Source organism: Rhizobium gallicum bv. gallicum R602sp (assembly GCF_000816845.1).
In the GTDB taxonomy this organism is placed as follows: Bacteria; Pseudomonadota; Alphaproteobacteria; order Rhizobiales; family Rhizobiaceae; genus Rhizobium; species Rhizobium gallicum.
Genome location: NZ_CP006880.1, coordinates 2,424,674 through 2,438,601, shown reverse-complemented (window position 1 = coordinate 2,438,601; position 13,928 = coordinate 2,424,674). Strand labels below are relative to the sequence as shown.

General features: G+C 59.4%; 14 protein-coding genes. 9 read left to right on the top strand and 5 right to left on the bottom strand.

The genetic code is table 11. The features are described from left to right. Nucleotides 1-13: 13 nt before the first annotated feature. Nucleotides 14-544, bottom strand: coding sequence for a sigma-70 family RNA polymerase sigma factor (locus RGR602_RS34655; RefSeq protein WP_052451907.1), 531 nt, complete (start codon nucleotides 542-544; stop codon nucleotides 14-16). A gap of 347 nt (nucleotides 545-891) precedes the next feature. Here RGR602_RS34655 and RGR602_RS34650 point away from each other — a divergent pair, with 347 nt between their 5' ends. The 8 genes from RGR602_RS34650 (at nucleotide 892) to RGR602_RS34615 (ending at nucleotide 8,149) form a co-directional block, all read left to right on the top strand. Then, nucleotides 892-2,226, top strand: a complete 1,335-nt coding sequence (locus tag RGR602_RS34650; protein ID WP_040116379.1) for a PQQ-dependent sugar dehydrogenase — start codon at nucleotides 892-894, stop codon at nucleotides 2,224-2,226. 125 nt (nucleotides 2,227-2,351) lie between these two features. Beyond that, nucleotides 2,352-3,653 carry a hemolysin family protein gene (locus RGR602_RS34645; protein ID WP_040116378.1) on the top strand — a complete coding sequence of 434 codons (1,302 nt, stop codon included), beginning with the start codon at nucleotides 2,352-2,354 and terminating at the stop codon, nucleotides 3,651-3,653. A gap of 114 nt (nucleotides 3,654-3,767) precedes the next feature. Then, nucleotides 3,768-4,412, top strand: a complete 645-nt coding sequence (locus RGR602_RS34640) for a lysophospholipid acyltransferase family protein (protein ID WP_040116753.1) — start codon at nucleotides 3,768-3,770, stop codon at nucleotides 4,410-4,412. Continuing rightward, on the top strand, nucleotides 4,409-5,359 hold the full coding sequence (locus RGR602_RS34635) for a phosphatidate cytidylyltransferase (RefSeq protein WP_040116377.1): 951 nt from the start codon (nucleotides 4,409-4,411) through the stop codon (nucleotides 5,357-5,359). The genes RGR602_RS34640 and RGR602_RS34635 overlap by 4 nt, the downstream gene beginning before the upstream one ends. Then, on the top strand, nucleotides 5,356-5,745 hold the full coding sequence (locus RGR602_RS34630; RefSeq protein ID WP_040116752.1) for a hypothetical protein: 390 nt from the start codon (nucleotides 5,356-5,358) through the stop codon (nucleotides 5,743-5,745). Before RGR602_RS34635 ends, RGR602_RS34630 begins: the two co-directional genes overlap by 4 nt. Continuing rightward, the gene (locus RGR602_RS34625) at nucleotides 5,745-6,389 is read left to right on the top strand and encodes a CDP-alcohol phosphatidyltransferase family protein (RefSeq protein ID WP_040116376.1); all 645 of its coding nucleotides are present in this window, start codon (nucleotides 5,745-5,747) and stop codon (nucleotides 6,387-6,389) included. Before RGR602_RS34630 ends, RGR602_RS34625 begins: the two co-directional genes overlap by 1 nt. A gap of 118 nt (nucleotides 6,390-6,507) precedes the next feature. Beyond that, the gene (locus tag RGR602_RS34620; protein ID WP_040116375.1) at nucleotides 6,508-7,140 is read left to right on the top strand and encodes a LysE family translocator; all 633 of its coding nucleotides are present in this window, start codon (nucleotides 6,508-6,510) and stop codon (nucleotides 7,138-7,140) included. Between the two features lie 94 nt (nucleotides 7,141-7,234). After that, entirely contained in the window at nucleotides 7,235-8,149 is a 915-nt protein-coding gene (locus RGR602_RS34615) for a DMT family transporter (RefSeq protein ID WP_040116374.1), read from the top strand. Nucleotides 8,150-8,179: 30 nt separating this feature from the next. Here RGR602_RS34615 and RGR602_RS34610 read toward each other — a convergent pair whose 3' ends face one another. The 4 genes from RGR602_RS34610 to RGR602_RS34595 form a co-directional block, all read right to left on the bottom strand. Next, entirely contained in the window at nucleotides 8,180-9,256 is a 1,077-nt protein-coding gene (locus tag RGR602_RS34610) for an ABC transporter ATP-binding protein (protein ID WP_040116373.1), read from the bottom strand. Between the two features lie 9 nt (nucleotides 9,257-9,265). Further along, nucleotides 9,266-10,354, bottom strand: coding sequence for a carbohydrate ABC transporter permease (locus RGR602_RS34605; RefSeq protein WP_040116372.1), 1,089 nt, complete (start codon nucleotides 10,352-10,354; stop codon nucleotides 9,266-9,268). Beyond that, nucleotides 10,347-11,270, bottom strand: a complete 924-nt coding sequence (locus tag RGR602_RS34600; RefSeq protein WP_052451943.1) for a carbohydrate ABC transporter permease — start codon at nucleotides 11,268-11,270, stop codon at nucleotides 10,347-10,349. Before RGR602_RS34600 ends, RGR602_RS34605 begins: the two co-directional genes overlap by 8 nt. Before the next feature lie 101 nt (nucleotides 11,271-11,371). Next, on the bottom strand, nucleotides 11,372-12,649 hold the full coding sequence (locus RGR602_RS34595) for an ABC transporter substrate-binding protein (RefSeq protein WP_040116370.1): 1,278 nt from the start codon (nucleotides 12,647-12,649) through the stop codon (nucleotides 11,372-11,374). Between the two features lie 257 nt (nucleotides 12,650-12,906). Between RGR602_RS34595 and RGR602_RS34590 the strand changes: the two genes are divergently transcribed. Then, the gene (locus tag RGR602_RS34590; protein WP_040116369.1) at nucleotides 12,907-13,917 is read left to right on the top strand and encodes a Gfo/Idh/MocA family protein; all 1,011 of its coding nucleotides are present in this window, start codon (nucleotides 12,907-12,909) and stop codon (nucleotides 13,915-13,917) included. Nucleotides 13,918-13,928: the final 11 nt, after the last annotated feature.

Below are 13,928 nucleotides of genomic sequence, written 5' to 3'. Positions count from 1 at the left end.
CTGGGCACCCTTGCTAGTGTAACGAGGCTGCTTCGGACGATTGCGTCTCGCCGAGCATTTCCAGAAGATGGTTGCGAGCGCGGCTCACCCGGCTCTTGATGGTGCCCACTTGGCAGTCGCAGATCGCAGCCGCTTCTTCGTAGCTTGTCCCGTTCACCACGAGCAGCAGTGCATGGCGGTGCGGTGCTCCAAGCTTGTCGATCGCTGCCTGAACGTCACGGGCTCTCAGCGACCATTCCTGCGTCGATTTGACCGGTATCTGATGGTCGGTCAGGTCGCCGACGCAACCGACAGGTTCGCGCTTGCGGCGCTTGTAGCTGCTGCAATAGGTATTGCGCATGATCGTGAAGAGCCAGGATTTGAGGCTCGTGCCGTCCTGGAACTGCTCGATATGACAAAGCGCCTTGGAGACCGTCTCTTGAACGAGATCGTCGGCGTCGCTTTCAACACGCTCGAAACGCCTCGCAAAGGCTTTGAGAGCTGGAAGAAGCGAGATGATTTCTGCCTGAGCGCTGCAAGGCTGTGCAACGGAGACTGTTGGCATGGCGTCCTCCTTCTACGGAGGAATTAATGCCCTCGCACTCGGTGGGGTTCCCGATAAACTTCATAGGTCCGCAATCGTACAATGGGGCCGTCTGGGCCTGAAGTTTGAGGCAGTCTCGTTACGCACATGCCTCAAGACTCAAGCATACTGCGTGGTCGCTCAAGTCGCTCGTATATGGTCTTTTTCCTCTTCAACACGCCATGATGGAAGATGCGGTCTTTAGAAGCACAGCTGCGGCCGTTGAAATCTTGAACCTTGGGGCACTTGCTCCATCATTCGAATTTATCAGGAGCGTTGAAACCCATAGCGGTCAAAACGCCAGCGCGGTCTTGCATGGGAGATCATCCATGAAGAAGATCATCATTGTCGTCCTTCTTCTCATCCTTGTTGCAGGCGGGTGGATATTCGTCTTTGAGCGTGAATCCGCCACCGTCCCGATCGAGCAGGGATACGGTCCCTCACCGATGCTACCCGCGCCGAACCCGACGTTGATCCCGACAGTCAATGTCGCGGAAGCGGCCAGCTGGCCAGAAGGAGCCACACCAAAAGCCGCAGAGGGGTTGAAGGTGGAAGCTTTTGCAAGGGGCCTCGACCACCCGCGCTGGATCCATGTCCTGCCGAACGGCGATGTCCTTGTTGCCGAAAGCAACAAGCCGCCAAAAGGTGAAGACGCCGGGTTCAGCATCCGCGGCTGGTTCGAAGGTGTGCTCATGAGGCGGGCCGGCGCCGAGGTCAAAAGTGCAAACCGCATCACCCTGCTGCGCGATGCCGACAAGGACGGTGCAGCCGAGACCAGCACCGTCTTCCTGAAGGATCTCAATTCGCCCTTCGGCATGGCATATTCCAAGGATACGCTCTACGTCGCCAATACCGATGCGGTCATGGCTTTTCCCTATAAGCAAGGTGAAACGGTGATCACCGCGCCGGGCGCAAAAATTGCCGATCTACCAGCAGGCCCGATCAATCAGCACTGGACGAAAGACCTGATCGCGAGCCCTGACGGCACCAAGCTCTATGCCACCGTGGGCTCCAACAGCAATGTCGGGGAAAACGGGATGGATGCGGAAAAAAACCGTGCCTCGATCCTCGAAATCGATCTTGCCACAAAGGGTGTTCGCGTCTTCGCAAGCGGCTTGCGCAATCCAAATGGTCTTGCCTGGCAGCCGCGGACGGGCGCACTTTGGGTGGCCGTCAACGAACGCGACGAGCTCGGCAGCGATCTCGTTCCCGACTATATGACCTCGGTGAAGGAAGGCGGCTTTTATGGCTGGCCCTACAGCTATTTCGGCCAGCATATCGATAGCCGGGCAAAGCCGCAAAACCCTGAAATGGTTGCGAGCGCCATCGTCCCCGATTATGCCCTTGGTCCGCATACCGCCTCGCTTGGCCTGACCTTCAACACGAGCAACCTGTTTGGTCCGGATTATGTCGGCGGTGCCTTCGTCGGCCAGCACGGCTCCTGGAACCGCAAGCCGCGCAGCGGCTACAAGGTGATCTTCGTGCCTTTCGTCGATGGCAAGCCCTCCGGCCCGCCGCGCGATGTCCTGACGGGTTTTGTCGGGGCGGACGACAAGGCCTTCGGCCGACCTGTCGGCGTCGCGATCGACATCAAGGGTGCGTTGCTTGTTGCCGATGACGTCGGCAACACGATATGGCGGGTCTCACCGGCTTCGGCACAGTGAGGGCGTCAGCGCCCAATCATTCAAAAGCGCCGAGCAAAAATCGCCGAAGCAAATGCAAGCCTTGCTTTCATTGTCGGCGCTTTGGCCCTATTTTGAGGCATCGCTGTCAATCTCAAAGGCTTCTTTTGTTTCTGGAAATCATAATCGTTGTGCTGCTCACTATCTTGAACGGTGTGCTCGCAATGTCCGAACTTGCCGTCGTTTCATCACGTCCCGCCCGTCTGAGGGTCCTGGCCGATCATGGGAGCGGCGGGGCTGCCCAAGCCATCAAACTTGCCGAACATCCCGGCCGCTTTCTCTCAACCGTTCAGATTGGGATTACACTCGTCGGCGTTCTCTCGGGTGCCTTTTCAGGCGCAACGCTGGGCGGCCGTCTTTCGGCCTGGCTTAGCGCACAGGGCGCTTCCCCCGCCGTCTCCGATGCGCTTGGCGTCGGCACGGTGGTCGTTGCCATTACCTATCTTTCGCTGATAATCGGCGAACTGGTTCCGAAGCAGATTGCGCTTCGCGAACCTGAAGTGGTGGCAAGCAAAGTTGCTCCGGCCATGGCCCTGCTTTCCAAGCTTGCCTTGCCGCTCGTCTGGCTTCTCGACGCGTCCGGCAAGCTTGTGCTTACGCTTCTTGGTCAGTCAGGAAAGGGCAGCGAGGGCGTCACCGACGAAGAGATCAAGACGGTGCTCGCCGAGGCGCAGAGTGCCGGCGTGATCGAGAGCGAGGAATCGGCGATGATATCCGGCGTCATGCGCCTTGCCGACCGCACGGCGAGAGCCTTGATGACTCCTCGCCGCGACGTCGAAGTCGTAGACATCGAAGACAGCATCGAAGACATTCGCAAGCAGCTGCACCAAACCCGCCGCTCGCGCCTGCCTGTGCGCCGTAACAGTTCTGACGAGGTGCTTGGCGTGCTCTTCGTGAAGGACTTTTACGATGCACTCGATGCGCATGGCCATGCAGACATCCAGTCGCTTGCCCATGAAGTTCCGGTGATCTCAGACCTTTCGACGGCAACGCATGTCATCCAGGCAATCCGCAAATCACCGGTCCACATGGTGCTCGTCTACGACGAATATGGCCACTTCGAGGGCATTGTCTCTTCCGGCGACATCATGGAAGCGATCATGGGCGCACTGCAGGAGGGACCTACTGACGAGCAGGCAATCGTTCGCCGCGGCGACGGCTCCTATCTTGTTTCCGGCTGGACGCCGATCGACGAGTTCGCCGAATTCATGAACTTCAAGCTGGCGGATGACATTGAATTCCAGACCGTCGCCGGCCTTGTGCTGGAAGAGTTGAAACACCTGCCGGATCTCGGCGAAAGCTTCGTGAAGGATGGCTGGCGCTTCGAGGTCATCGATCTTGACGGCCGCCGCGTCGACAAGATCCTCCTCTCGCCGGAACCTGTAGAAGGTGAAGAGCCGACGGCGTAATCCGCCCGCTGCATGTGGAAATCTTTATCCGGCTTTCCAACCGTCTTCCGATTTGTCCAAAACGCAGCTACGTTCCTGCAATCCTGAATGCGGGAAGTGAGCTCGATGAAGCAGATGGAAGGCCTGATCGCAAAGCCTGTCGCGATCGCTATCGTGCTGTTTGCCCGCGCGATCACGGCTGTGCGGGCGATCTGGGCGAATGACGGTTTGCCACCCCGGCGCTGCGTCTATTTTGCCAACCATTCGAGCCACGGCGATTTCATTCTGATCTGGACGGTCCTGCCGCCGCGTCTGCGCGGGCAAGCAAGGCCTGTGGCCGGCGCAGACTACTGGCTGAGATCGCCGCTTACCACGTTCATTGGCCGCGAAGTGTTCAATGCCGTGCTGATCGAGCGCGACCGTGAAAGGCGCACGCAGGATCCGGTCGAGCAGATGGCGGCGGCAATCGATGCCGGCTCGTCGCTGATCCTGTTTCCGGAGGGCACGCGCAACCAGACCGACGAGCCGCTTTTGCCCTTCAAGAGCGGCCTCTTCCATCTTGCCGCAGCTCGCCCGGGGATCGATCTGGTGCCGGTCTGGATCAACAATCTCAATCGCGTCATGCCAAAAGGCGAGATCGTGCCAATTCCCCTGATCTGCACGGTAACCTTCGGCAGCCCGATACGGCTTGAACCCGGCGAGACCAAGGACGGCTTCCTGGCAAGGGCGAGGGCCGCCTTGATTTCCCTTTCTCCAAGACATTCAGGCGGCAGTGAATGAACGACGCGCGGTCCGATCTTATTACGCTCGTGCTCGGCATTTTCGCCGTGCTGATCTTTGCCTCGCTGGTTGGCTATGTCCTGCATCGGCGTCTTTCGCCGGATGGCTCCAATAGCGCCGTCGAGAACCTGAATGCACGCATCAAGGCCTGGTGGATCATGGTGATCTTCATCGGCGTCGCGTTTCTGGCGGGTCGCGCCGGTGTCATCATTCTTTTCGCCTTCTGCTCCTTTGCGGCACTTCGCGAATTCATCACGCTGACAAACACGAAGCGGGCCGATCACTGGGCGCTTGCCTCGGCCTTCTTCGTGGTGCTCCCCATTCAGTATTATTTGCTGTGGGCTGAAGAGTACGGGATCTACTCGATCTTCGTACCGGTTTACGCGTTTTTGCTGATGCCGATCATTTCGGTGCTACGGGGCGATACCGAACGGTTCCTCATCCGCATTGCCGAAGTGCAATGGGCCCTGATGATCTGCGTCTTCTGCGCTTCGCACGTGCCGGCGCTGCTGACCTTGAACATCCCCGGCTATGAGGAGCGCAACGTTCTTCTCATCGCATTTTTGGTCATCGTCGTGCAGCTCAGCGACGTCTTGCAGTATGTCTGGGGCAAGCTTTTCGGGCGAACGAAGATTGCCCCGAAACTCTCGCCGTCGAAAACCGTTGAGGGCTTTGCGGGCGGTGTCGCCAGTGCGACTTTGATCGGGGCGTCGCTCTGGTGGATCACACCGTTTACGCCCTTGCAGGCGGGCCTGCTTTCTCTGGTCATCACGCTAATGGGTTTCTTCGGCGGTCTGGTGATGTCGGCTATCAAGCGCGACCGAGGCGTGAAGGATTGGGGCAATCTCATCGAGGGTCACGGCGGATTGATCGACCGGCTCGATTCCGTGGTGTTTTCGGCGCCGATCTTCTTTCATCTTGTCCGCTACTGGTGGTCGCTGACATGAGTGGTTGGGTCGCACGGCTTGGACGCAGCAGCACCGTTCATGTGACCTTCGCCTTTCTCGCCATGGGAGGCTGGGCGCTGTTTGCCAATCGCGTCCATCCGCTGCCGCGCATGCTGCTTGCCGGCGTCGTTCAGGGCGCGCTGTCTGCCTGCCTCACTTTGTACTTGAAATCGGCGGTCGAACGATTTTCGAAGCGCTTCAAAGGCTCTGCCGCATTCGTTGCGCCGCCTCTCATCGCCTGCCTCGGTTCTGCAAGCATTCTCATCGCCATCCACGCACTCGCCGCAACACCCGAAATATTTAGGACCGTTGCGGTGCCGCTTGCCGTCTCCACAAGCTATGCGGCGATTTACAACTATTCTCTTTTGACCGGAAAAGGTAAGTGATGACGGACACTGAAGATCGCCGGCCGTTGAACAGCCGGAACAGCTGGTGGGCAAAGGCGATCGCGCAGAAGATCGCGGCGAGATCCGTCACGCCGAACCAGATATCGCAGGCAAGCATCGCCGCCGCCTTCATCGCCGGTCTCCTGTTCTTCGTCGCCGGACGCGACGCTAGCTATTCGCGCATGGTCCTTCTCGCTCTTGCGGCGTTTTTTTGCCAGGTGAGGCTTCTGTGCAATCTCTTTGACGGCATGGTGGCAGTCGAAGGGGGCAAGGCAGAAGCCGACGGGCCGTTCTGGAACGAATTTCCAGATCGCGCCGCCGACATGCTGATTTTTGCCGGCATCGGTCTTGGCATCGGCCATCCCGGCCTTGGCTGGGCGGCTGCAGCATTCGCAGTTCTGACCGCCTATGTGCGCGAGCTTGGCCGGGCCACGGGCCACGGCAGTGATTTTTCAGGCCCGATGGCCAAGCAGCACCGCATGGCGGTCGTCACCGTGGCTGCTGTCGTTTCGATCGGCGAACCTTACTGGGATCTGCATAACCATGTCCTTTGGCTCGGGCTTTGGATCGTGCTTCTCGGTGCCGCCGCAACTGCAGTCCGACGCAGCTTGCGCTTGATCCGGTCGATGAAAACTCCGCTCTGACAAGGGCTGCGCCGTGGGCGGCAGTTGCCGCGGCTTCAAAATTGTCATCCGTACAATTCCACTCTTGCGGCGTGCCAGGGGCTCCTTCATCACTAGGCGATCGAGCCGGAGATCCGTCATGCCCGAACTTGCAAGTCTGCTTGCCTTTGCCCTTATCGCTCTCGGCATGGTGCTGACGCCCGGGCCGAACATGATCTATCTCGTATCGCGCTCGATATGCCAGGGACAGGCGGCCGGATTGATCTCGCTTGGCGGTGTGGCACTCGGTTTCGTCGTCTACATGCTGTCGGCAGCGCTCGGGATTACCGCATTGGTCTTCGCCGTGCCACTCGCTTATGATGCGCTTCGGTTGGCAGGCGCCGCCTATCTTGCCTGGCTTGCCTGGAATGCATTAAAGCCCGGCGGCCGCTCGGCCTTTCACGTTCGCGACCTTCCGCGCGATACCAATCGCAAGCTCTTCGCCATGGGCTTCGTCACCAGCTTGCTCAACCCGAAGATCGCCATGCTTTATCTCTCACTGCTGCCGCAATTCGTGAACCCGCAGGTCGGCAGCGTCTTTGTGCAATCGATCGCGTTCGGCTTTACGCAGATCGCGATCAGCGTCAGCGTCAACGCACTCATTGCCCTCTTTGCGGGGTCCATCGCGCTTTTTCTCGGCGAACGGCCGGTCTTTATGCGGGCGCAGCGCATGCTGATGGCAACCGTCCTTGGAGGACTTGCCGTTCGCATGGCGCTTGAATCGCGCCGCTGATACGCTTTAAGCTTCACCCTGACCTTGACATCGGCGCCGTTAAAGCGGAAGCCGCGCCTGGCTGCCTCGCGGTGTCGTATCAAGGAATCTCAGCATGAAACGCAGTGCCGTCGCCGTCAGTTCGAACGTGATCCTGACGGGCGTCTTGTTGATGCTGCTCGGCGATTTTCTCTTTGCGCTCAACGATGCGATGGGCAAATGGCTGGTTGCGAGTTTCGCCGTCGGCCAGGTGCTGGTGATCCGCTCGGTCGGCGCCTTCATCGTGCTCGGTCCGATGATCATCCGGCAAGGGACGCGGCAGCTCTTCAATGTCGAGCATAAGGGGCAGCAGGTGATGCGCGTCATCATGACGACCTGCGATGTCAGCCTGTTTTATGCGGCCGTCGCCTACCTGCCGCTTGCCGATGTCATGACCTTTTATATGGCGGGGCCGATCTATGTCGCCGCGCTTTCGCACTTTTTCCTCGGCGAGAAGATCGGTTGGCGCCGCTGGCTTGCGGTTTTCATCGGCTTTGCCGGTGTCGTCGTAGCGCTGCGTCCATCATCTGCGATGTTGTCCCTGCCATCTCTTTTCGGTCTGACGGGCAGTCTCGCCTTCGCGGTGACGCTGGTGATGAGCCGCTCCTTGCGCGCGACAAGCGACACCACGCTCGTCACCTGGCAGACGATCGCAGCTCTCATTGCCGGAATCATTCTCAGTATCGGCCATTGGCGTCAGGCGACACTTCTCGACTACTCAGGCATGCTGCTTCTGGGCGTCGTCGCCTCCTGCGCCCACCTGCTGATTACCCGATCGCTGAAGCTTGCGCCCGCATCGCTGCTGGCGCCGCTGCAATACACGCTGCTCATATGGGCGATCGTGCTTGGCATGATCTTTTTCGATGACGTACCCGACATGCAGATCCTCATCGGCGCCGCGATCATCGTCGTTGCAGGGCTTTTCATCTTCCACCGGAAAAACCTCAGGGACACGATCACGCCGGATGCCGTTCCACCGGACGGACATTGAGCGTTCAGTCGAAGGATTGTCCCGGCAGGATCAGTCGGTTTTGATCCGCAGGCCGGTTTCATCGAACAGATGCCAATGGCCCGAACGGGGTGCGATGTTGAGGATATCGCCGCGCGCGACCCGGCTCTGGCCTTGCTGGTGCACCAGGATTGGCTCGCCGTTTGGAAGGGTGCAATGCAGATAGCTGTTGGCGCCGTGCTGTTCGGCAACGGCGACCTCGGCTGGCCAGCCGCTTTCACCAACCAGGAAATCTTCGGGCCGCACACCGAGTGTTGCTTTCCGTCCGGCTGCAAGCCCGACTTCAAGGGGCAATTCCAACGCCGGCAATCCGGCGCACTCGAAGGCGAGCGTCCCGTTGGTCGAAGTGCCGATTGTCCCTTCGATGAGGTTCATGCGCGGCGAGCCGATGAAGCCGGCAACGAAAGTGTTGTGCGGGCGATTATAAAGATCAAGCGGCGCACCGACCTGCTCGATGACGCCCTTGCGAAGGACAACGATCTTATCTGCCATTGTCATCGCCTCGATCTGGTCATGCGTCACATAGATCATCGTATTGCCGAGCCGCTCGTGCAGCTTTGTAATCTCGACGCGCATCAGCACCCGCAGTTCCGCATCGAGGTTGGAAAGCGGCTCGTCGAAGAGGAATATCTTCGGATCGCGGGTGATGGCGCGACCGATTGCGACGCGCTGGCGCTGACCGCCGGACAGCTGGCGGGGGCGCCGGTCGAGCAGCGTGTCGATCTGCAAAAGCTTGCCGGCTGCTTCAACGCGGCGGTCGATCTCGTCTTTCGGCATCCGGATATTCTCAAGTCCGAAGCTCAGGTTCTGGCGAACGGTCATGTGGGGATAAAGAGCGTAGGACTGGAAGACCATGGCGACGCCGCGATCGGCCGCCGGCGTGTCGATGACGCTTTCGCCGTTAATGCGGATGTCGCCGCCCGTTGCCTCTTCGAGCCCAGCAATCATTCTAAGCAGCGTCGACTTTCCACAGCCGGACGGGCCGACGAAGACGACGAATTCGCCGTCCGCAATATCGAGATTGATATCGGGGATCACCTGCAGCGTGCCGAAGGATTTGTTGACATTTTCCAGTACGAGGTTTGCCATGAACGAAACTCACTTGATGCCCGTGGATGCGATGCCGGTGGTGATGTAGCGCTGCAGAAAGATGAAGGCGCAGGCAAGCGGCAGCGCCGTCAGGGTCGTCATGGCGAGCATCAGATCGTAACGGACTTCGAACTCGCTCTGGAAAGAGTTAAGCGCCAGCTGCAGCGTATAGACCTCGCGGCGATTGAGCACGATCAAGGGCAGCAGGAAGTCGTTCCAGCGCGACAGGATCGAAAAGATCGCCACAACGGCAAGCGCCGGGCTGGAAAGCGGCAGGACGATCCTCCAGAAGATGCGCCACTCGCTCGCATGATCCATGCGCGCTGCCTCGATCAGTTCGTCAGGGATCGTCAGCATGTATTGGCGTAGCAGGAAGACGCCGGTCGGCGTCGCGACGGTCGGCAGGATGACACCCCAGAGATTTCCGACAAGGCCGAGTTCGGCAACGATGAGGTAAGTCGGCACGAGAACCACGGTGGCCGGGATCATCAGCGTCGACAGGATCGAGATCAAGGCGACGCTGCTGCCTGCGAAACGGTACTTCGAAAGCGCAAAGGCAGCCATGGAATTCATCACCAGCGTGATAATGGTCGCAACAGTGGTGATGAACAGGCTGTTATAGACATAGCGGCCCATCGCCTGGCCGGAACTTGCGACCAGGTTGCTGTAGTTTTCGGTCGCAAGCCGCACCTTGCGGACGGGGACCGCATCGGTCACGGCAACGGTGACACGGCCGGCACCAGGGTTGTCGGGATTGATCATCTGCGCATTCCTGCCAACACGGCGGATCTGCGCAAGCCGCGCCTTCGTGCCGTCCTTCAAGGTTACGTCGAAGAGCGGCAGCGGCTGCTCGAAACCTTCAACCGCGGCTGTTTCGCTGGAATAGGGCAGAAGGCTCGGGGGAAATTCCTGCAGATTGGCTTGCGTTTTGAAAGAAGACAGGACCACCCAGGCAACCGGCGTGAACATGATGAGCAGTCCAAGGACGAGGAAGCCATAGGTGAGCCAATCGGTAACGTCGAGCCTGTTGCGCCCGCGCCGGGCAAAGAGCAAGCCGCGCATGGGAGCTCCGGGTTTGGACAGGGCAACGTCAGCCATGTTGCGAATTCCTCGACAGGCGCAGCTGCAGGCCGGTGAAGATCAAGAGCACGACGCCGAGCAGCAGCGAGGCCGCGGCCGCAAGACCGAAATTGCGAGGCTGCACGGCGAAACCGACCTCGTAGATATATTGGACGATCAGCATCGTCGCAGATCCGGGGCCGCCGCCTGTCAGCACGTAGAGCTCATCGAAGGTCTGGACCGAGCGAATGACGCAGAGAACGAAGACGACGAGCAGGACGGGCTTTAGAAGCGGCAGCGTGATGCGCGTGAAGACCCGCCAGTTGGTGGCGGAGTCCATCTTGGCAGCTTCGTAGACATCGCGCGGGATCGACTGCAGCCCGGCAAGCAGAATGATCGTGTAAAAGCCCATATGCGCCCAGACGGTGACAAAGACCGACCAGAAGAAGGCGGTATTTGGAAATACCAGCCAGTTGACGGGTGAAAGTCCGAGCCAGGTCAGGATGCCGTTCAACGCGCCGTTGCGCTGCAGGATCCACTGCCAGGTCAAGGCCACGACGACAGGCGAAAGCATGACGGGAAAGAAGAAGACGGCGCGAAAGAAGCCGCGGCCGCGGATCTCGCGGTTGAGGCAGACAGCGGCAAGCAGCGCGACGCCGATCATGCAGATCACCTGGATCGGCACGAAGACGAGACTATTGCGGAGGGCCCGCCAGAAGAGATCGCTCGAGCAGGTGGATGCATCGAGGTAGTTGGTGCAGTCGAACAGCGTTTCGTAATTGCCAGAACCGATGAAGGGTCGCTCGCTCGGATAAAGGCGGTCGCTGCCGGTGATCGAATAGAAGATGTTGATCGCGACCGGAAGGAGCGAGAAAAACAGAACGGCGAGGAGGTTCGGCAGAAGAAAGACCCACGGCATGCGCCGGATGCCCAGGATCTTTTGCAGGCCCGTCATCAAAGGTTCGGCGAGCCTTGCCGGCAGGAGGATGATGCCGCCGGCAACTGTCGCAAGTCGAGCCCTTGTGGCCATACCGCTCTCCTTGCCGATCAGCCGGTCTATTGGCCGGCCGCCTTGATGGCGAGCTCGACATCCTGCTTGACACGGTCAAGTGCAGCGTCGACCTCCAATTCGCTGTTCAGGACCTGGCTGATGCGCGTCGTCAGTGCATTCATCATGGCACGCTGATAGCGCCAGCCCTGGAAGCGATAGGCGGCCGGCGCCATTTTCGGGATCTGGGCGATGAAGGTCGAAAGTGATTGTTGCGTGCGCTCAGAGGCGCCCGGATAGGTCACGCCATTTTCGATGAGTGATTTTGCCGCCGGAATCTCGACGGCTGCCGAGACGATTTCGGCATTGTTCTTCGACTGGGCGATATAGTCGATCAGCTTGCCGACCGCTTCGGGCTGTTTGGTATGCTTGAAGCCGACGAGCGCTCCACCGCCCGGCATGACGGTGCACGAAGAAGGCCCGCAGGGCGCAGGTGAAACCTGCCAGTCGAAGAGGTCCCCTACTTCCTTGTCCATCTGGCTGAGCGTCCAGGAACCGCCGAAGTAAAGCACGGTCTTGGCATTCAGGAAATCCGAGAAGAGTTCGCGATGCGTCGCGCCGCCGACCGCTCCCCAAAGGTCCATCGGCATTGTTCCGTCCTTGTGCCATGCGACGAACTGTTCGACGGCGTCCTTCAGCCCCTTGTCGATAACCGGTTTGCCCTGGTCATCGACCAATTCGGCGCCGTAACTGATGGCAAGGCTTGCAAAGCGGTGGCCAGAGCGGTCCATCTCCATGGCGTATTCGGTATTGGTCGCCTTGGCCACCTTGCGTGTCGCTTCTGCCCATTCGGCCCAGGTTGCGCCCTCCTTGGGAACCGGAACGCCCGCCTGCTCGAACAAGGTGAGATTGACATAGGCGCCATTGACGGTGAGCGTCGTCGGCATGCCGTTGATCGCCTTGCTCGTCGGATTGGAGCCACGCAGCCATTGTAGGGTCTGGCTGTATTCCTTCTCGAAATTCGCCGCGTTCACATAAGGCGTCAGGTCGAGATAGTAACGGCTGAGGCCGCCGAGGTCGGTGATGATCGCCGCATCGGGGCCCTCGCCGGATTCGAGTTGCACCGGCAGGCTTTCGACGAGCGACTGATAGGGAACGGTCTCGAGCTTGACCTTGACGCCTGGATTCTCGGATTCGTATCGTTTGACAACGGGATCCATGGTCAGGCAGCCGAAGCCGATATCGTCGCACAAAACGGTGAGTTCCTGCGCCTGGGCAATACCCGTCAGCGCCGTGGCTGCAAGCAGCGTCGAGGCCGCCCACAAGCCGATGCGGGTGCGTTTCATATCCAGATCCTCCAGCGATCGCGACGGGCCTCCCGCCCAGGGTGGCGATCTGCGATAAACTTGTCTGGACTTACCAGATTGTCAACCGGCGAGCCGAAAGATTTTTTGCCAGGACCATAGCTAATGTGGCTGGTTTGGCGCAGTTCCCGTTGCAAAAACATTCTTGACAGGTTCGAGCTTTGAGTGTCTGGTTTGACCAATTATGAGGAGACGAGAAGCCGCAGCTCCCACGGCTTTTGCAGGAGGACGAGACTAAAATGCCGAGATTTGCCGTCGTCGGAATCGATCATCCGCACACGTTTGATCATGTGAAGGGATTGCAAGCGGCGGGTGGAGAATTCGTTGGTTATTGCCCGAAGACCTCTGTTCCGGCGCTGCTCGAAAATTTCAAGAAGACATATCCGGATGCGCCGCAGATCGATCGCGAGACGATTTTCGCCGATCCGTCCATCGACGTCATCTGCATCTCCGCCATTCCGCGCGATCGCGCCGGTCTTGCGATCCGCGCCATGAGGGCCGGCAAGGACGTGATGACGGATAAGCCGGGCGTCACGACGTTTGCGCAGTTGGAGGAGGTCAAGAAGGCCGTCGCCGAGACGGGCAGGATCTTCTCGATCTGCTTTTCGGAGCGCCATTGCGTTCGTTCGGCGGTCAAAGCAGCCAAACTCGTCAAGGAAGGCGCGATCGGCAAGGTCATACAGACGCTCGGCATGGGACCGCACCGGCTCCAGCTTCCGACGCGGCCGGACTGGTTTTTCGATCCCGAAGCCTTTGGCGGCATCATCGTCGACATCGCCTCGCATCAGATCGACCAGTTTCTCTTCTATACCGGCTCGACGAGGGGCGACGTCGTCGCAAGCGCAATCGGCAACTTCGGCATGCCGGAGAAACCGGCATTCCAGGACTTCGGCGAGGTATTGCTTCGCTCCGACAAGGCGTCTGGCTATGTCCGCGTCGACTGGTTTACGCCCGAGGCGCTGCCGACCTGGGGCGACGGACGTCTGACCATTCTCGGCACCAAAGGCTATATCGAGCTTCGCAAATACATCGATATTTCCGGCCGCCCCGGCAAGGATCATCTATTCCTCGTGAACGGCGAGGAAAATACCTACATCGACTGCAGCAGCGAGAAGCTCGACTATTTTGAAGCATTCACCGCCGATGTGCGCGATCGCACGGAAACGGCGATGACGCAGGCGCACGTCTACGAGGTCTGCCGCCTTTCGCTTGAGGCGCAGGCCAAGGCTTCCCGGCTCGGCGGACGATAGGAGGAGATATC